This window comes from Rhizobium sp. YIM 134829, assembly GCF_046546455.1.
In genome coordinates this window covers 140,350-158,474 of the sequence record NZ_JBKHKI010000005.1, presented here as the reverse complement: position 1 = coordinate 158,474, position 18,125 = coordinate 140,350, and the positions used below count along the sequence as shown (strand labels likewise).

General features: G+C 65.7%; 18 protein-coding genes. 1 reads left to right on the top strand and 17 read right to left on the bottom strand.

All coding sequences use genetic code 11. From position 1 onward, the window contains the following. Positions 1 to 123 precede the first annotated feature (123 nt). The 16 genes from ACLE20_RS11240 to ACLE20_RS11165 all read right to left on the bottom strand — a co-directional run bounded on the left by ACLE20_RS11240 (position 124) and on the right by ACLE20_RS11165 (position 16,848). A complete protein-coding gene (locus ACLE20_RS11240) occupies positions 124 to 759 on the bottom strand; it encodes an RNA-binding protein (protein ID WP_410940517.1) in 636 nt (211 codons plus the stop codon). A 70-nt stretch (positions 760 to 829) separates the two neighbouring features. After that, positions 830 to 2,440 (bottom strand): transcription termination factor NusA, encoded by a 1,611-nt coding sequence (gene nusA, locus ACLE20_RS11235; RefSeq protein WP_410940372.1) that lies wholly within the window; start codon positions 2,438 to 2,440, stop codon positions 830 to 832. 100 nt (positions 2,441 to 2,540) lie between these two features. Further along, positions 2,541 to 3,164 (bottom strand): ribosome maturation factor RimP, encoded by a 624-nt coding sequence (gene rimP, locus ACLE20_RS11230; RefSeq protein ID WP_410940371.1) that lies wholly within the window; start codon positions 3,162 to 3,164, stop codon positions 2,541 to 2,543. A 161-nt stretch (positions 3,165 to 3,325) separates the two neighbouring features. Further along, entirely contained in the window at positions 3,326 to 4,903 is a 1,578-nt protein-coding gene (gene guaA / locus ACLE20_RS11225; RefSeq protein ID WP_410940370.1) for a glutamine-hydrolyzing GMP synthase, read from the bottom strand. A gap of 103 nt (positions 4,904 to 5,006) precedes the next feature. Beyond that, positions 5,007 to 5,645, bottom strand: coding sequence for a 5'-methylthioadenosine/S-adenosylhomocysteine nucleosidase (locus ACLE20_RS11220; protein ID WP_410940516.1), 639 nt, complete (start codon positions 5,643 to 5,645; stop codon positions 5,007 to 5,009). Beyond that, positions 5,645 to 6,097: a PaaI family thioesterase gene (locus tag ACLE20_RS11215; protein ID WP_410940369.1), complete on the bottom strand. Its 453-nt coding sequence runs from the start codon at positions 6,095 to 6,097 to the stop codon at positions 5,645 to 5,647. Before ACLE20_RS11215 ends, ACLE20_RS11220 begins: the two co-directional genes overlap by 1 nt. A 63-nt stretch (positions 6,098 to 6,160) precedes the next feature. Then, on the bottom strand, positions 6,161 to 6,667 hold the full coding sequence (locus ACLE20_RS11210; protein WP_410940368.1) for a TspO/MBR family protein: 507 nt from the start codon (positions 6,665 to 6,667) through the stop codon (positions 6,161 to 6,163). 10 nt (positions 6,668 to 6,677) lie between these two features. Further along, positions 6,678 to 7,772 carry a DUF1513 domain-containing protein gene (locus ACLE20_RS11205; protein ID WP_410940367.1) on the bottom strand — a complete coding sequence of 365 codons (1,095 nt, stop codon included), beginning with the start codon at positions 7,770 to 7,772 and terminating at the stop codon, positions 6,678 to 6,680. Positions 7,773 to 7,776: 4 nt separating this feature from the next. Next, a complete protein-coding gene (locus tag ACLE20_RS11200; protein ID WP_410940366.1) occupies positions 7,777 to 8,913 on the bottom strand; it encodes an imelysin family protein in 1,137 nt (378 codons plus the stop codon). Next, complete coding sequence (locus tag ACLE20_RS11195) at positions 8,913 to 10,484, bottom strand: di-heme oxidoredictase family protein (RefSeq protein ID WP_410940365.1); 1,572 nt, start codon at positions 10,482 to 10,484, stop codon at positions 8,913 to 8,915. The genes ACLE20_RS11200 and ACLE20_RS11195 overlap by 1 nt, the downstream gene beginning before the upstream one ends. Before the next feature lie 107 nt (positions 10,485 to 10,591). Beyond that, the gene (locus ACLE20_RS11190; RefSeq protein WP_410940364.1) at positions 10,592 to 11,878 is read right to left on the bottom strand and encodes an imelysin family protein; all 1,287 of its coding nucleotides are present in this window, start codon (positions 11,876 to 11,878) and stop codon (positions 10,592 to 10,594) included. A 160-nt stretch (positions 11,879 to 12,038) separates the two neighbouring features. After that, a complete protein-coding gene (locus ACLE20_RS11185) occupies positions 12,039 to 13,328 on the bottom strand; it encodes an RsmB/NOP family class I SAM-dependent RNA methyltransferase (RefSeq protein ID WP_410940363.1) in 1,290 nt (429 codons plus the stop codon). Between the two features lie 124 nt (positions 13,329 to 13,452). After that, on the bottom strand, positions 13,453 to 13,764 hold the full coding sequence (locus tag ACLE20_RS11180) for a septal ring lytic transglycosylase RlpA family protein (RefSeq protein WP_410940515.1): 312 nt from the start codon (positions 13,762 to 13,764) through the stop codon (positions 13,453 to 13,455). A 387-nt stretch (positions 13,765 to 14,151) separates the two neighbouring features. Further along, positions 14,152 to 15,024 carry an SDR family oxidoreductase gene (locus ACLE20_RS11175; protein WP_410940362.1) on the bottom strand — a complete coding sequence of 291 codons (873 nt, stop codon included), beginning with the start codon at positions 15,022 to 15,024 and terminating at the stop codon, positions 14,152 to 14,154. Continuing rightward, positions 15,024 to 16,175, bottom strand: a complete 1,152-nt coding sequence (gene queG / locus ACLE20_RS11170) for a tRNA epoxyqueuosine(34) reductase QueG (RefSeq protein ID WP_410940361.1) — start codon at positions 16,173 to 16,175, stop codon at positions 15,024 to 15,026. The genes ACLE20_RS11175 and queG overlap by 1 nt, the downstream gene beginning before the upstream one ends. Then, on the bottom strand, positions 16,156 to 16,848 hold the full coding sequence (locus tag ACLE20_RS11165) for a glutathione S-transferase family protein (protein ID WP_410940360.1): 693 nt from the start codon (positions 16,846 to 16,848) through the stop codon (positions 16,156 to 16,158). The genes queG and ACLE20_RS11165 overlap by 20 nt, the downstream gene beginning before the upstream one ends. Before the next feature lie 198 nt (positions 16,849 to 17,046). Between ACLE20_RS11165 and ACLE20_RS11160 the strand changes: the two genes are divergently transcribed. Further along, positions 17,047 to 17,853 carry an undecaprenyl-diphosphate phosphatase gene (locus tag ACLE20_RS11160; RefSeq protein WP_410940359.1) on the top strand — a complete coding sequence of 269 codons (807 nt, stop codon included), beginning with the start codon at positions 17,047 to 17,049 and terminating at the stop codon, positions 17,851 to 17,853. A gap of 103 nt (positions 17,854 to 17,956) precedes the next feature. Here ACLE20_RS11160 and ACLE20_RS11155 read toward each other — a convergent pair whose 3' ends face one another. Next, positions 17,957 to 18,121, bottom strand: coding sequence for a hypothetical protein (locus ACLE20_RS11155; RefSeq protein ID WP_410940358.1), 165 nt, complete (start codon positions 18,119 to 18,121; stop codon positions 17,957 to 17,959). Positions 18,122 to 18,125 lie beyond the last annotated feature (4 nt).

Genomic DNA, 18,125 nt, shown 5'->3' with positions numbered 1-18,125 from the left:
TCAAAGGGCCGGATGTTTCGTCATCGGACCCCGTCATTCGATTGTCTTGCCATTGCCGGCGCCGCGGCCTTGGCCGGCGCGCCTTTCGTCATCTTCGTCGGCTGGCGAGCTCCGCTCGTGACATCAAGGGGAAGATGGGCCCCGATACCGTTCGAGCGCTTTTGCGCGCTTCACTACACCCTCACCCGCCTGCCCTGCAAGCGCTGCGGCATGGATAAACGAATTACTTCCGAGCGAGCTGTCGAGTTCCGCTGCGGTGAACAAGCGGAAGGCCGGAATTTCGCTGCCGTCCTCGACGGCGAAGCTCATGGCCTTGCGCGCCTGGCTGATCTTGCGCACGCCATCCGGGGCTGCATCGCTTGCGTGAAATGTAGCGAGCGCGGCCAAACCGCGCACAGCTTGTTCGGTCTTCGAGGCGCCGGAGATGAACTGCGCAGCCTTGCGCGCCATGTTCATCATCCCGATCAGCTGCTGGGCCAGCAGCCGGTCCACCTCGTCGGGGAGCGAAGGCTCCGCCTTCACCTCGGCCTTGAGCGCCCGCGCAAAGAGCTTGCGGGCGATCGCCTTTTCCAAGATCGCCCGCTCGGCGGTCACCCAGCAGCCGCGGCCGGGCAGCTTGCCCTTCAGGTCCGGGACCACCTGGCCGTCGGGGCCAGCAACGAAGCGGATCAGACGGTCTTCCGTCTCGCCGCTCTCGCGCGTCACGATGCACATGCGTCCGTTCACGGGCAGCTCGTCGTCCTTCACATCCGCAGCCATGCCTTCGGCTGCAGCACCGGTCTCGTTGTCGCTGATCATGACGGGAACGCCTACGGGCGAAGGAAGGCGCTTAAGCCTCTTCCTCGTCCGCACCTTCCGTTATCTGGAGTGCCTCCTGCTCGCGTGCAAGGTCTTCCTCCGTAATCCAGCCGGCCGCCAGCCGCGCCTGCAGGATCATGGCTTCCGCCTCGGCACGCGAAACCTCGAGCTTGGAGAAGAGACCTTCGAAGCGCTTGGTCTCGCCATTCTTGCGCTCCGACCAGCCAACCAGATCGTCGGCCGCGCAGCCGGCGAAGTCTTCCACCGTCTTGATGCCGTCCTCGCCGAGCGCCACCAGCATATGGCCGGTCATGCCGTCGATCGTGCGCAGCTCGTCGGCAACGCCGAGCGCCTTGCGCTTCTCGTCCATCTCGGCCTCGATCTTTTCCAGATATTCGCGGGCGCGCGTCTGGATCTCGTTGGCCGTGTCCTCGTCGAAGCCCTCGATCGAGGCGATTTCATCGAGATCGACATAAGCGAGCTCTTCGACCTGGGCGAAGCCTTCCGATGCCAGCACCTGGCCGACCATCTCGTCCACATCAAGCGCCTCCATGAACAGCGCCGTGCGGTCGTTGAATTCCTTCTGGCGGCGCTCGGATTCCTCCTGCTCCGTCATGATGTCGATGTCCCAGCCGGTCAGCTGCGAGGCAAGGCGTACGTTCTGGCCGCGACGGCCGATGGCGAGCGACAGCTGCTCGTCGGGCACCACCACCTCGATGCGCTCGGCATCCTCGTCGAGAACCACCTTGGAGACTTCGGCCGGCTGCAGCGCATTGACGATGAAGTTGGCGGGTTCCGGCGACCAGGGGATGATGTCGATCTTCTCGCCCTGCAGCTCGCCGACGACGGCCTGGACGCGGCTGCCGCGCATGCCGACGCAGGCGCCGACCGGATCGATCGACGAATCGTTGGAGATGACGGCGATCTTGGCGCGCGAGCCGGGATCGCGGGCGACCGACTTGATCTGGATGATGCCGTCGTAGATTTCCGGCACTTCCATGGTGAAGAGCTTGACCATGAACTGCGGATGGGTGCGCGACAGGAAGATCTGCGGCCCGCGCTGTTCGCGGCGGACGTCGTAGACGAAGGCGCGAACGCGGTCGCCATAGCGCATGTTTTCGCGCGGGATCATCTCGTCGCGACGGATGATGCCTTCGCCACGGCCGAGATCGACGATGACATTGCCATATTCGACGCGCTTGACCGTGCCGTTGACGATCTCGCCGACGCGGTCCTTGTATTCGTCAAACTGCCGGTCACGCTCGGCCTCGCGCACCTTCTGCACGATGACCTGCTTGGCCGACTGAGCGGCGATGCGGCCGAAATCCATCGGCGGCAGCGGATCGGCAATGAAGTCGCCAAGTGCTGCATCCGGGTTGCGGTCGCGCGCCAGCTCGAGCGGGATCTGCGTCGAATAGTCTTCGGCCTGCTCGACCACTTCCAAGAGCCGCTGAAGACGGATTTCGCCGGTCTTGGAGTTGATGTCGGCGCGGATATTGGTCTCGGAGCCATAGCGCGAGCGCGCCGCCTTCTGGATCGCATCCGCCATGGCGGCGAGAACGATCTCGCGGTCGATCACCTTTTCCCGCGCGACGGCATCCGCGATCTGCAGAAGTTCGAGCCGGTTTGCACTCACTGCCATGGTCAGGGTCTCCGTAAAAAGCTTTCGCCGGCCCGCGGGAAAAGCCCCGTCGTCCCACCGGACTTGAAACAGTCACTATGCCTTGCCGGCCCTTGCCGGCTCACTCCTCGTCGGACGACGCTTCGTCCTCGAAATTCTCGTTGGCGGCCAGGCGCGCGGCCTTGGCCTTCTTGTCGGCCGCCAGCGCATCGCGGATCAACTCGTCGGTCAAGATCAGCCGTGCTTCTGCCAGCGCCGTGAAAGGAATGACAACCAGCGGCTCTTCGCCGGGGGCCGGCTGGTCGCGCTCGAGCGTGAAGCCATCCTGGTCGGCGGAGACGATCTTGCCGCGGAAGCGCTTGCGGCTTTCGACCAACACCGAGGTCTCGAGCTTGACGAAATGCCCGGCCCAACGCGAGAAATCAGAGCGGCGCACCATCGGCCGGTCGATCCCCGGCGAGGAGACCTCCAGATGATAGGCCTTGTCGACCGGATCCTCGACATCGAGCACCGGCGAGACCGCCATGGAGACTGCCTCGCAATCCTCCACCGTCATCGTTCCGTCCGGCCGCTCGGCCATGATCTGCAGCGTCGCGCCGTTCTGGGCCGAAAGGCGCACGCGCACCAGCCGGTAACCCATGGGGATCAGCACGGGCTCGACAATATCGGCGATCCGCCGGTCGAGCCCGGTTTCGGCAATCAGCCGCGTCTCGTAAGCCGTCTCGGCTGCCACAGTCTCGGACAAGCGCTCGTTCTCCCGGTCATCCGGTAATAAAAAAGAGCGGGTCCTGACGGGCCCACTCTTCATCAACCGATCAAGAATTTCGCTGCTCTATACGCTCCATGCCTCGGAAATGCAAGCGTTTCGCGATGACGACAAACGCGCGATCCCCGCGCTTCCTCAGCTCACTCCCACTCGATCGTCCCCGGCGGCTTGCTGGTGACGTCGTAGACGACGCGGTTGATGCCGCGGACTTCGTTGATGATGCGGGTGGCGGTGCGGCCGAGGAAGGCCATGTCGTAGGGGTAGAAATCCGCTGTCATGCCGTCGACCGAGGTGACGGCGCGCAGCGCGCAGACAAAGTCATAGGTGCGGTAATCGCCCATGACGCCGACAGTCTGCACGGGGAGCAACACCGCGAAGGCCTGCCAGATCGTGTCGTAGAGGCCGGCCTTGCGGATCTCGTCGAGATAGATGGCGTCCGCCTTGCGCAGGATCTCGAGCTTCTCGCGGGTGACGCCGCCGGGGCAGCGGATGGCAAGGCCCGGGCCGGGGAAGGGGTGGCGGCCGACGAAACGTTCGGGCAGGCCGAGCTCGCGTCCGAGCGCGCGCACCTCGTCCTTGAAGAGCTCGCGCAGCGGCTCGACCAGCTTCATGTTCATCCGCGCCGGCAGGCCGCCGACATTGTGATGGCTCTTGATGGTGACCGAGGGGCCGCCGGAGAAGGAGACGCTCTCGATCACATCCGGATAGAGCGTGCCCTGGGCGAGGAAGGCAGGCGCGCCCTTGCCGTCCTCGGCGATCTTCTTCGCTTCACCTTCGAAGACCTCGATGAAGAGGCGGCCGATGGTCTTGCGCTTGACCTCCGGATCGGTCTCGCCGGCGAGCTCCGTCAGGAACAGGTCTGAGGCATCCACATGGACGAGCGGGATGTTGTAGTGGTCGCGGAACATGGTCACGACCTCGTCGGCCTCATTGAGCCGCATCAGGCCGTGATCGACGAAGACGCAGGTCAGCTGGTCACCGATCGCTTCATGGATGAGGACGGCGGCGACGGAGGAGTCGACGCCGCCGGACAGGCCGCAGATCACGCGTCCGTCGCCGACATCCTCGCGGATCTTGCGGATCATCTCGGCGCGATAGGCGGCCATGGTCCAGTCGGACTTCAGACCGACGATCTTATGGACGAAATTGGAGAGGAGCTTGGCGCCGTCCGGCGAATGCACCACTTCCGGGTGGAACATGGTGGTGTAGTAGCGCCGGCTTTCGTCGGCCGCGATGGCGAAGGGGGCGTTTTCCGACGTGGCGATGACCTCGAAGCCGTGCGGCAGCTGGGTGACGCGGTCGCCATGGCTCATCCACACCGGATAGCGTCCGCCGACCTCCCAGAAACCCTCGAAAAGCGGGCTCGGCCGCTTGATTTCCACATCGGCGCGGCCGAACTCGGCCGCATGTCCGCCTTCCACCGTGCCGCCGAGCTGCACGCAGAGCGTCTGCTGCCCGTAGCAGATGCCGAGGATCGGCACGCCGCTATCGAACACCGCCTGCGGCGCCCGCGGGCTGCCTTCCGCGGTCACCGAGGCCGGGCCGCCGGAGAAGATGACGCCCTTTGGGCGCATGCGGGCAAAGGCGTCCTCGGCTGAGTTGAAGGGGTGGATCTCGCAATAGACGCCGGCCTCGCGCACGCGCCTGGCGATCAGCTGGGTGACCTGGCTGCCGAAATCGATGATGAGGATGCTGTCGGGATGGGCTATCTCGGTCATGCCAAGCCTTTCGCGCGCGTAATCATGGCGAGCCTTTAAATAAAGGCCGGCGGAAGTGCAACGCTTGGGGCGGGTTTGGCGGCGTTTCGCTCACAATGCCGGATCAGAGCGGGAGCACGCCGCTTTCGATCTCTGCTTCCAGCCGGTCGACCACGGTGGCGAGCTTGCCGTCGATGACGTCGAGATATTCGGTCCAGTCGCCGACATGGCGCAGTTCCGCCTTGCCGTCGGAGATGCCGCGGAGCGCGATCAGCGGCACATCGAAGCTCTGGCAGGCCCGCAGCACCGCAAAGGTCTCCATATCGACCATGTCGGCAGCAATCTCGTCATAGACCGCGCCGGAGACGATGTTCGCGCCGGTGGAAAGGCTCGCCTCCGCAACGCCGGCGATCCGCAGCGGCAGCGGCACGACCACTGGCAGCGAGAGAAAGGGCGTTGCCCCCTTCTCGAAACCGAGCGGCGAGGCGTCCATGTCGCGATAGGAGACCGAGACGGCCTGGTAGACCTCCGTCTGTTCGAGCCGGGCGGAGCCGGCCGAGCCGAGCGAGACGACCAGATCCGGCCGCTGGCCTTCGAAGGTCAGCGCGGCGAGCGCCCGCATCAGCGCCACGGCCGCCTCGACGGGTCCGACGCCGGTCATCAGCGGGGTGAAGCGGGCGCGCAGTTCGGCACCATATTCGGCCTCCGCCGCCATGGCATAGAGGATCGTCTTAGACCCGGCGGTTTTCAGCGGCGGCGGCATCATTCGGTAAAACCTTCCCGGTTGCGGACGACCATCTTGGTCGCGGTCATGGAGGCGATCAGCTTGGGCGGCGCATCCTGCGACATGGCATAGCCGCGTCCGTCTGAGACGATGATTGTCGTGCCGGGCTTGGTCACTTCGCCGCGAAACAGGAAGCGCTCGCCGCGGCCAGGCGACAGCAAATTGACCTTGAACTCGATGGTGAGCAGGCCGGCATCGGGATCGAGCACGGAATAGCCGGCATAGGTGCTCGCTGTTTCGAGCGCGGTGGAGATGATGCCGGCGTGGAGAATGCCGTGCTGCTGCGTCAGCCCCTCGTCAAAGCCAAGCTCGATTTCGACCATGCCCTGCTCGATGCGCGTCAGCTCGGCGCCGATCGTACGCATCACCGCCTGGCGGTCGAAGCTTTTGCGCACACGGGCGCGAAAATCGGAAAAGGTGGGCTCGATCATCGTCGTCTCAGGCAAGGCCGGAAGGCAGGGAGACACTGGCATGCGGCATCGCAAGGGACAAGCTCAATTGAGGAGAAGGATCGAGCCGTTGAGCAGGCTTGCAAAGGCGACCCAGGCGGCGTAGGGCGCAAACAGGATGGCGGCGAGCCCATCCTCGCGGCGCACGGTGAGGATGAAGCCGAAGATCGAGATCAGCAGCGCCAGGATCACGATCAGCGCTAGCGCGAGCTCATGCAGGCCGAAGAAGAGCGGCGACCAGGCGAAGTTGAAGAGCATCTGCGCGAACCAGAAGCGCATGGCCTTGGAGTGCCGGTCCCGCAGCCAGGTGCGCGCGCCGACATAGCCGATGATGATGTAGAGCACCGTCCAGACGGGCGCAAAGATCCAGTTCGGCGGGTTGAACACCGGCTTGTTCAGCGACTGGTACCAGTCGCCCGGCACATTGATGATGCCGATCGCCAGGCCGATGCCGAGGACCAGGAGGATGAAGAGGCTGTAGACGAAAAACGGGCGCATGGGGTTGAGATAAGGCGGCCAATCGAGGTCTGACAGGGTGCGGCGCTCTCTCATGACAACCGTCTCATGCGGTGATCCGGGCGATGTGCTGGTCCCAGGCGAGCGGGCTTTGCGTCTGCGCAAAGAGACCGTCATAGGAGGAGACGGCAAAGCCGCTGCGGGCGGCGGCGATGCCTGCGGCATCGATGAGGCTCCGCGTCTCGACGAGCCGCCCGCTGGACGCCTCGACCGTGACCACGGCACCACCCTTGGGCGAGGCCAGTCCGACGAAGCCGCTCTCGCGGTTGACCGCGATGGCGCCGACATAATTAGCGAGCATCAGGCTCGCCTCCTCGGGCAGGCTCAGGAAGCGGATGTCCTCTCCCGGCCGAAAGGAGCCGGCGAGCGGCGGCAGGTCGTTGCGCGGCCCCTCATATTGGCAGGCAAACCAGATGCGCCCGTCCGCGCCGAGATCGACATGGCGGGTGGAGAGCTGGGCCAGATCGGGCGGCATGGCATGGCGCTCGATCAGCGCGCCGCTCTCGGTGCCGATCAAGGCGAGCGAGGGCTGCATGCGGTCGAGATTGAGCTTGGTGCGGCCGAAGTCCGGATGGGTCTCGATGCCGCCATTGGCGACGATCAGCATCTGCCCGCCGGGCGACAGCGCCATGTCGTGCGGGCCGATGCCATAAGAGGGAAATTCGCCGATGCGGCGATAACCATCCGTGCCGTCATAGACGCCGATCATGCCCTGGCCCGCATCGATGTCGTTTTCCGTGGCATAGAGCAGCCGGCCGTCCTGGGAAAAACAGCCATGGCCGAAGAAATGCCGCCCCTCGGCCGCCGCGATTGTCAAGGGTGGGGTGCGGTGGGAAAGATCGACCACCAGCGCGAAGGTTCCGGGCCGGCGGGCGAAGGCGACAGCGCGGCCCGCGACCGGCGAATGACAAAGACCATGCGCCCGGGCCGGAAGCCGCACGCGCTCGACCACCTCGCCTCGCTCGGTCACGGTCGCCAGGCCAAAGGTGCCGTCGGGGTCACGGAAGGCGGCGGCATAGACGGCGTCGGTTGCCGTCATCGCCATCGCCGCCCGTGGCGCCAGGCTTGCCGCCCAGGCCGACCCGGCCATGGCCAGGAAGGCGCGCCGGTCGATCAGCGGCGAGGAGGGCCAAGGGCTCATGCCATCAATCTCCATCCCCAAAGGAAAAACCGGCGCCGAGGCCCATGGCCGCGCCGAGATCGAGGTTGAGGCGCTGGAGAAGATCATTGGCATGCCGGGAGACGAGCAGCAATGCGGCGCGCCCTTCCGCCGTCGCCAGTGTCTCATCCACCGGCCGATCGACCGCAGCGGCGGCGGCGGAGAGCTCGGCCATGACCGCGCGGATGGCGGTCGCCACCGGCGCATCCTCCGGCGGCACCAGGCTTTGCATCCGCGCCGCATCGAAGAGGCTCTGCAGCCCATCGACATTGGCGCGGATCGAAGCGATGGTCAGGCCCGAGCGCCAATAGACGGCCAGGCGCGGGCGTCCGGGATCCGGCTTGCCATCGACCGTGCCGGCGAAGAAGGGCCGCAGCCGCTGGTCGCGCATCGTCTCGAGGCCGTGCACGAGGACGCCCAAAAGCTCGGTCGCCGCTTCCCGCTCCGTGCGGTAGAGCGGATTGCCGGGTCCGGGCGTCTTCCAGGCCGTGGCGACGCCATCGGGCACGTCCCAGGCGGCGACCAGTTCCCTGCCAAGCCCGGCCAGATTGGCAGCAATCGCCGCCCCGTAGCGGCAGCGGAAGGAGTGCGGCTCGGCGGTCAGCGTCTCGGCCTCTGTGCCGTTCAAGATGTAGTCGAGCGCGCCCAGCCCCTGCACGGCGACGCTCTTGCCCGTGAGCGTCTCGACGGCGGTGGCGGTCTCGTCTTTTTCCGCGATCAGCCGCTGCACCTGTTTCAGGCCCAGGCTCTTGCGGTCCGGGAAGAACAGGATGCGCTCGAAACGATTGGCCTCGAGAACCGGACCGACACGGACGATCTCGATGCGCGCCCAGGCGAGCGCCGTGTCGCGAAAGGCCGAGCGAAACGCCTCGATTCCCTCCGCCGACGGGGCGGCGCAGATCCGGGGCGCCAGCTCGGCCATGATGTCGGCCTTCTCCGCGAAGATGCGGTAGCCGGGGCGGATGAAGCCGTCGACGGCGCCGGCCATGGCGGCGGGAACGGCGGCGGTGACGAGCCCCTGGCCGGCGGCCGGCGTGCTGGCATCATCATCCGCCTCCTGCGCCCCGGCAACGGAGGCGAGGGAGAGTGCGACGGCGAGGGGAAGGAGAAACGACAGACGCATCAGAGCGACTCCACGAAAGCAAGCAAGGCGCGCCGCTCCGGCGCGGAGAGGTCTGAGTAGCGGTCCCGTGCAGCCTGCCCTTCTCCGCCATGCCACAGGATGGCTTCCTGAAGGGTTCGCGCCCGCCCATCATGCAGGAAGCCGGCGCGCGGATCCACCTCCGATGCCAGGCCGATCGCCCAGAGCGGCGGCGTACGCCATTCTCGCCGGCCGGCCCGATCAGGCCTCTCTTCGCCGCCCGGGCCAGGATCGGCGAGCCCCTCGCCCATATCGTGCAGCAGAAGATCGGAATAGGGCCAGATGAGCTGGAACGCGAAGGGTACTGGTGCTTGACGGCCGGTGACGAAACTCGGGCGATGGCAGTCGGCGCAGCCGCTGCGGAAGAACAGCGCCTTGCCGGCCAAGACCTCCGGCCTTTCTGCCCCGCGGCGGGCCGGCACGGCGAGATGGCGCGCATAGTCGGCGACCAGCTTGAGAACCGGATCCGGCGCTTCGACCGGGCCGAGGCGGGCCTGGACGCCATCCGGCGCCGCAAGACACGCCGCCTGCGCAACGGTGCAATCGCCGCCGCTTTCCGACCGCTCCGGGGTCGAGATGCCGAGATCGGTGGAGAAGGCCGTCGCGGCCTGGGCGCGGATGTCCGGCATCTCCGCCTTCCAGCCGAAACGGCCAAGAGCGGACTGAGCCGTTGCCGGGTCGATGACAGTGATCGCCCGTCCGCTGATACCATTGCCGTCGCGGTCGTCAGGGTCGGCTCCGGCGAGAAGATCGGCCGGATGGATCGCTTCGATCAGGCCGAGGCCGGTCATGGCGGGGGCAAGGCGGGGCGAGACATGGGTTGCGGGATCGAGCGGCCCATAGGCGAGATCGGTGAGCGCAATATGCGGGCGGCGGAGCGTCACCTGCTCGCCGCCGGCCAGCGTCACCGTCTCGGTCTCGAAACGGATGACCGGCCGCGCTTCCGCCTGCTGCCCGGGAACGGCGCTCGTCTGCAGCTGCCGGCCATAGGTCGGATCGCCTTTGTCGTCGGCGCCAATCAGCCGAAGGACGAGCGACGGTGGCGGCTCCCCTTCGTCGAGCGCATGGCCGCGTCCATCGCGGACATGACAGGTGGCGCAGGCGCGGGCATTATAGAGCGGCCCGAGCCCGTCGGAGGCCTGGGTGGAGGATGGGGCCGAGACCCAGAGCTTCTCGAAGAGCGCATTGCCGAGCTCGAATTCGCTGCGCGCCGCCGCGTCGAGCAGGGGCGTCGGCTGGGACAGGCTGTCCCGCCCGGCCAGGCGGACGAGCGTCGCGGCACCACCCGCCATGGTCTCGAAAGGCTGCAGCCTGTCGAAACGATCCGGAAGGCGGGTCGCCGTCGCAACGCGCGGACGATCGGCGGGTGAGAGATCGTCGCGGAGCATCGGCCGCTCCACGGCCTCCAGGCCCGAGGCTTTCGAGGGATCCGGCTCCCGCTCGGATGACAGACGCTCGGACGACAGGCCGTAGCCGATCGACGCCGACAGAACGGCGGCGAGCAAGGCTGCCGCGATCGGCAGGCTCGGACCGGGAAGACGGAGCGCGGTCATCCGGGCAGACATCCTCAAGGACCCCTGGTCTGTGATCGATCGGCCTGCGGCAAGGCAGTCACCGACGCCCCTCGCCGCGCCTCTAGAGCGGCGAGGGGCACGTGCGGTTATTGGAAGACCGCGTTCGGATTATCGAGGCTGTCGGAGCCTTCGAGCTCGATCTGCCCGAGATCCAGAGCGGCGATGACCCGCTCGACCGTCTTCGCCTGAGCGATCAGCCCGTCGATCGCCTTCTGCACGACGGCATTGCCCTCGACATTGCCTTCGGCGATCATCTGGTCATAGGCTTCGACCGTGCGGCCGCGCTCGGCCATGGCCTGCATGGCGGCCACGGTGACGGAAAGCTTCTCCGTCATCTCCTTGTCGAGCGCCGGATCCTTGGCGGCCACCAGGGCGGAAAGCGAAGGACCTGTCAGCTTGGTCCCGTCCACGCGGGTATAGTCGCCCGTATAGGCCGACTGGATGCCGATCGCATCATGAAGATGGGAATTGTAGGTGTTGTCGGAGAAGCAGTCCTGCTCCTCCTCCGGGTCATGCAGCAGAAGGCCGAGCTTCATGCGCTCGCCAGCGAGTTCGCCATAGGAAAGCGAGCCCATGCCGGTGAGGATCGCGCCGATCCCGGCCTTGGGGTCGGCCTCCACCGCCTTGCTTGCCTCGCCTTCCGGCGCCCAGGCCTCGACCATGGTCTTCAGATCCGAGACGAGCAGGTCGGTCGCGGCCTTCAGATAGGCGGCGCGCCGGTCGCAATGGCCGTTCGTGCAGGCCTTGGTGTCATAATCCGTAGAGGGCCGGTTGCCGGCGCCGGGTCCGGTGCCGTTCAGGTCCTGCCCCCAGAGCAGGAACTCGATGGCATGGTAACCGGTCGCGACATTGGCCTCGATTCCGCCGGCTTCCTGCAGAGAATTGGCCAGGAACTCGGGTGTGATGTTGGTCGCATCCACGGTCTGGCCGTCGATTTCGATCTTCGGATTGGCGATCACATTGGCAGTGAAGAGCGCGTTCTCGTCGCTCTCGGTGCCATAGCTTGGATCGACATAATCGATCAGGCCTTCGTCGAGCGGCCAGGCATTCACCTTGCCTTCCCATTCATCGACGATCGGATTGCCAAAACGGTAAACCTCGCTTTCCTGATAGGGATTTCGGGCGACGAGCCAGGCGTCCCGCGCGGCCTTCAAAGTGGCCTCGCTCGGACTGGCGATCAGCGCATCCACCGCCTTGTCCAGCGCCTCGGCCGTCGTCAGCGCATCGGAAAATTTTGCGTGGGCCAGGGCGGCATAATGCTTGAGAACCGCGGGCGCATCGACCGGCGCGGCCGGGGTCACGGCATGGGCGGCCAGCGTGGAGGTGCCGAGCGAAAGCGCCAAGGCGGCGACACGAAGCAGCGTTTTGGACAAGATCCTCTCCTGAGTTCGGTGTCGGGAACATGCGGGAGGAGCGCGGTCATCAAGGCCCCGAAGCCGCGCCGATCCTCGCCGCCTTCATGGCCGAAAATTAAACCTGTGTCAAAGAGTATAGTTTAGAAGCCGCAGAAAAGAGGCTGCTTTTCTGTCGCGCTCAGACGCGCCGCTCCAGGCTGGCGAAGAAGAAGCCGTCGGTGCCGGTGCGCGCTGGCGTCAGTGTCAGCGTCGTGCCGTCGCCGCTCCAGGGAGTCGGGGCCTCAGGGCCGAAGAGTGTCGTCCAGCGCTCGATCGCCGACGTTGCGGCGTATGCCGGATGATCGGCCAGGAAGCGCTCGACCTGGGAAACGTTTTCCTCCGGCAGCACCGAACAGGTGACGTAGATCAGCCGGCCGCCCGGACGGACATAGCGGGCAGCGGCGGCCAGTGCCTCCTGCTGCTGCGCCTGGCGTTCCTCGATATTGCGCGGTGTCAGACGCCATTTGGTATCCGGCCGGCGCCGCCAGGTGCCGGTGCCCGTGCAGGGCGCATCGACGAGCACGGCATCGCAGCGCCCCTCAAGCGGCTGCAAGGCTGCCGGGCGATCATGAACCTGAACATTGCGCGTGCCGGCCCGCTTCAGGCGCTCGATGATCGGCGCCAGCCGCTTGCGATCCGCATCGAACGCATGGACCTGGCCCTTATTGTCGAGCGCCGCGGCGATGGCCAGCGTCTTGCCGCCGCCGCCGGCGCAATAGTCGAGCACCTGTTCGCCCGGCGTCGGGAGAACGAGATCGGCGACGATCTGCGACCCCTCGTCCTGGACCTCGAACCAGCCCTTCTGGAAGGAGAGTTCGGCCGTCACATTGGGAAGGCGCGACAGCCCTTCGCTCGGCGGCACGCGCAGCCCATGGCGGGCGATCGCCGTTTCGATGACACCGGCCTCGGCCAAAGCCTTTTCGACCTTTGGCCGATCGGCCTTCAGCGTGTTGACGCGCAGGTCCAGCGCCGGGCGACCGGCAAGCGCCTGCGCCTCCGTCAGCCAGTGCGACCCGAAGGCCGCCTCGAAGGAGGCGACCGTCCATTCCGGAATATCGGCCTGAACATGAAGAGGTGCGTCGGCAAGGCTTCGCGTGGAGAAGGCGGAAAGGGCGGCATCGGAAAGCGGCGGGGGCGCAAAACGGTCGTCCTCCAGCGCCTGCGCTAGGCTCTCCGGCGTCAGGCCCCATTGACGCAGCATGACCGCGTGGCCGAGCGCGGTCGGGCTGTCATCGTCCATCAGATAGGCGTGCGACAGTTTCATGCGCAGCGCGTCATAGACGATATTGCCGATCGCAGCCCGGTCGCCCGAGCCGGCGAAGCGGTGGGAGAGGCCCCAGTCCTTCAGCGCATCGGCCACCGGTCGGCGGCGCGCCTCGATGTCAGTGAGGACCTCGATCGCTCCGGAGAGCCTTCCACCCAGTCGCATGTTCAATCTCCGTTTGGCGCCCTGTAGCGGCCGGCGGCAGCAAGAGCAAGCGGAAGCGCGCGGGTGGAAAAATCAGGGACCGCCGGGAACAATCGCTCCAGCGGTTCATTCTCCTGCCGTCTCGTCAGCCGATGACGCGATAGCAGACGCTGGCCGTGCCCGAGGAGACCATTCCGATATTGGATGCGGCAGCCTTGGAGAGATCGAGGACTCGGCCCCGAATGAAGGGTCCGCGATCATTGATGCGGACGACGACGGACTTGCCGTTGCGCTTGTTGGTCACCTGGACCTTGGTGCCGAAGGCGAGGCTGCGATGGGCAGCGGTAAGATAGGATGCATTCATCCGTTCGCCGGACGCTGTCCGGGAGGTCAATGCGTACCAGGAAGCGCCACCGCAGCCCGGACCCTTTGCCAGTGCCGCCACTGGCGACGTGATGGTTGCCCCGAAGACAACACCTGCCGCCAGCACGGCAGCCCCCAAAGTCTTGCGCGTCAAAAAGTCGTTCCCTAGCTGGTCAATCGGATGGCCGGCTTGTCGGGACGAAAAATGGCAGAAACGTGCTTCAACCGTTAAGGTCTGGTTAGGGAATACTGTCGAGAGCGATAGTTTAAAGAGATCTAAAAATTTTAATCTCTTCTTGGATCAGCCAAATGACAGTGGATTCAGCGACTCCACTTCGCGACACTGTCGCCAAAGAAAACCGTTGTCGCCCTGTGGATAAATTGAGATTGAATTTTTAATAATGCGGCTCGGGCAGCGTCTGCCAGTGGCTTTCCAGCATCATATCTCGCTTTGGTTGTACCCACGCCCGTGCGATCTTTCTCAACCGCCCCAATTCCCCGCCTCCCAGAGGGCGGCAAGGGACTGGCGGTAGTTTGGGTAGAGGAAGGCGTAGCCGGCGTCGCGCAGCTTTGCATTGGAGACGCGCTTGTTCTCGCCGTAGAAGGAGCGGGCCATGGGGGTGAGCGTGGCGGTCTCGAAGGGGATTTCCGGTGGCGGGTCGATGCCCATCAGCCGGGCGGCCTCGGCCACCACGTCCTGCGGCGGGGCCGGCTCGTCATCCGTCACATTGTAGATGCCGCCGAGGCCCCGCTCGATGAGGAAGCGTGTGGCGCCAGCAATGTCTTCGACGCGGATCCGGTTGAAGACCTGGCCGGGCTTCACGAGCCGGCGGGCGGTTCCCTCGGCCAGATTGCGAAACCCGTTGCGTCCCGGCCCGTAAATGCCCGAGAGGCGGAGCACTGCCACCGGCAGGCCGGCTGCCTCGCCGAAAGCCAGCCACTGCGCCTCTGCCTCGACCCGCTCGCGCGAGCGATCGGAAACGGGATGCAGCGGCGTCTCCTCATCGACCCAGGCGCCGCCATGATCGCCATAGACGCCGACGGTCGAGAGATAGCCGGCCCAGGCAAGCTCCGGCATCAGGGCCTCGAGCGCCGGCTGGCCCGGCCGCATCAGCGGATCGCCGGCCCTGCCCGGTGCGATCGACTGAATGAGATGGGTGGTGCGGGCCATCGCCTCCAGCAAGGCGGGCGAAAGCGTTTCCCCATCGAAAATCAGCGGTGTCACGCCCTGGACGGCCAGCCGCGCCGCCTTGGTTTCGCTGCGCGTCGTGCCGGTCACGCTGTCGGCAAGCGGTAACAATTCCTTGGCGATGGCAGTGCCGGAAAAGCCGGCACCGAGGATCAGGACATGCATCAGGCGGCTCCGGCGCGGTTCCATTCGTCGATCACCTCCTGCGCAACTTCGCCGCCGCGATCAAGAGCGGCGAAGTCTCGAGGCGCGAGAAGACGCGACAAGGCCCAGACCGCCATGGCCCGCACACCCGGATCGGGATCGGCGAGCAGCGCCCGGCAGGAAGTGACCAGCGCGGCATCGCCGGAATTGCCGGCCGCAATCAGGCAGTTGCGCAAAAACCGGTCGCGGCCGATGCGCTTGACCGGCGAGCCGGAGAAGAGCGCGCGGAAGCCGGCATCGTCAAGGGTCAGCAGATGGTCGAGCGCGGGCGCGCGGAGATCGTCGCGTGCCTTGAGCTTCATCTCCCGCGCTTCCTCGGCAAACTTGTTCCAGGGGCAGGCGGCCAGGCAATCGTCGCAGCCATAGATGCGGTTGCCGATCGCCGGGCGCAGCGCCGGGTCGATCGGGCCCTTATGCTCGATGGTCAGATAGGAAATGCAGCGGCGCGCATCGAGCTGGTAGGGCGCCGGAAAGGCATCGGTCGGACAGGCGGCGAGGCAGGCGCGGCAGGAGCCGCAGTGATCGCGCTCGGCCTCGTCCGGCTCCAGCACGGCAGTGGTGAACAGGCTGCCGAGGAAAAGCCAGGAGCCGAAGTCGCGGCTGACCAGATTGGTATGCTTGCCCTGCCAGCCGAGCCCGGCTTGTTCGGCAAGCGGTTTTTCCATCACCGGCGCCGTATCGACGAAGACCTTCACATCTTCGCCGGCGCGGGCGGCAAAGCGGGTCGCCATCTCCTTCAGCCGGCCCTTGATCAGGTCGTGATAGTCGCGGTTCTGCGCATAGACGGAAATCGCGCCCCTGTCCTTCTCGGCCAGGATGGCGCGGGGATCATGGTCAGGACCGTAGTTCATGCCGACCATGACGATGGAGCGGACCTCGCTCCAGAGCGCGCGCGGCGAGCTCCGCCGCTCCGCGGTTTCCGCCATCCAGCCCATGCTGCCATGAAAGCCGGCTCTAAGAAAGGCGGCGAGCCGCTCGGGCGCCTGCGGAATCGTGTCGGGCGTGGTGATGCGACAGAGGTCGAAGCCCTTGTCGGCGGCCTCGGCCTTGACGAAGCGGGTGAGGCGCGCGCTCAAGCGTGCCTCGCCCGGCTCAGAAGTCGAGATCCGCATAATGCGACACCGGGGTCAGCCCCCGCACACGCTCTGCCAAGAGCGGGCGGAAGGAGGGGCGGGATTTCAGCCGCTGATACCAGTCCTTGGCGACCGGCGCTTCCGACCAGTCGATCTCGCCCATGTAATCAAGCACGGACAAGGCGGCGGCGGCGGCAAGATCGGCATAGGAAAGACGATCGCCGGCCAGATAGGTGCGCGAGCCGGCGAGCCAGGACAGATATTTCAGATGCTGGCGGATATTGGCGCGCGACAGGCGCAGCGCCTTGGAGTCCGGCGCGCCGCCGCCTTCGGCGGGCGTCATCTGCAGCTTGAAGATCCGCTCACGCACTAGGGGCCGCGTCACGTCGGATTCCATCTTCTGCAGGAACCATTCGGTCAGCCGGCGGATCTCGGCGCGCTGGAAGGGGTCTTCGGCCAGCAGCCGGCGCTCGCGCTTCAAGACGCCATTGGTCTCGTCCAGATATTCGGAGATCACGGTCGCCCCGCAGAGCGCCCGCATGCTGTCGTCCAGATAGACCGGCAACGTGCCGGCCGGGTTGAGCGCCAGGAAGTCGCGGCGCCGCTCCCAGGGCTGCTCCTCGGCAAGGTCGGTCTGATAGCCGTATTCGGAAAGGATCAGCCGCACGAAACGCGAGGCGGTGGACATGGGATGGTGATAAAGCGTGGGCATCGATGAGGTCGGGCTCGATCGTCGGAGGATAGCGGTCATATAGGGCAGCCGGACCGCTCTGGCCAAGGCAGGGTGAAGACGGCTATGAGAATGCTGCGCTGCACGCTCATGGTGGCGCAGACCTGCACACTCCAGCGATTCACACCATCGCCCCAACGCCGAACCCTATCCGTCTTTGATTAAGGGATACTTTACCAGATGCCCGATCAATCGATCATCAGTGCGCTCATCCTCGGCCTCATCGAGGGCCTGACGGAGTTCATCCCGGTCTCCTCCACCGCCCATGTGCTCCTCGCCGGCCATTTCCTCGGCTTCCAGTCTCCAGGTAACACCTTCGCCGTGCTGATCCAGCTCGGCGCGATCCTCGCCATCCTGCTCGTCTATTTCCAGCGGCTCCTCAAGATCGCGCTCGGCATTCCCAATGATCCCGCCGCACGCCGCTTCGTCCTGTCGATCCTGCTCGCCTTCCTGCCCGCCGCCGTGATCGGCGCGATCGCGCATGATTTCATCAAGACGGTGCTGTTCGAGACGCCGGCGCTGATCTGCGTCGTGCTGATCGTCGGCGGCGTCATCCTGCTCGCCGTCGATCGCATGCCGCTCAATCCGCGCTACCGCGACGTGATGGACTATCCGCCGTCGCTCGCGCTGAAGATCGGTCTCTTCCAGTGCCTGGCCATGATCCCCGGCACGTCGCGCTCCGGCGCCACCATCGTCGGCGCGCTGCTGATGGGCACGGACAAGCGCTCGGCGGCGGAATTTTCCTTCTTCCTCGCCATGCCGACCATGCTCGGCGCCTTCGTGCTCGATCTCTACAAGAACCGCGACGCGCTCAGCTTTGATGACGTTTCGCTGATCGCGATCGGCTTCATCGCCGCCTTCGTCTCGGCGCTTTTCGTGGTCCGCTCACTGCTGGCCTTTGTGTCGAGCCGCGGCTTCACGCCCTTCGCCATCTGGCGCATCCTCGTCGGCGTCGCGGGCCTGATCGGCCTCTTCCTCGTCGGCTGAGGTTCACAAAAACAAACCGCATGCGCCGGTTCCCCGGAACGCATGCGGTTCGCCTGGCCCCCGCCATAAACAGCGCTCCGCGAAATCGCGGAGCGAAAGAGGATCAGTTGCGGGAGAGCGGGCCGATCGAGGCCGTGGTGCAGGGGTCGACGCCATAGGCCGGCGCGCAATTGTCGTGGCTCATGGCCACCGTCTTCGGTGCGGCAAGCGAGCCCGCAACCACCACCAATGCCGCGCACGCAAAAAAGATTGCGATCGACTTGCCCATGAAA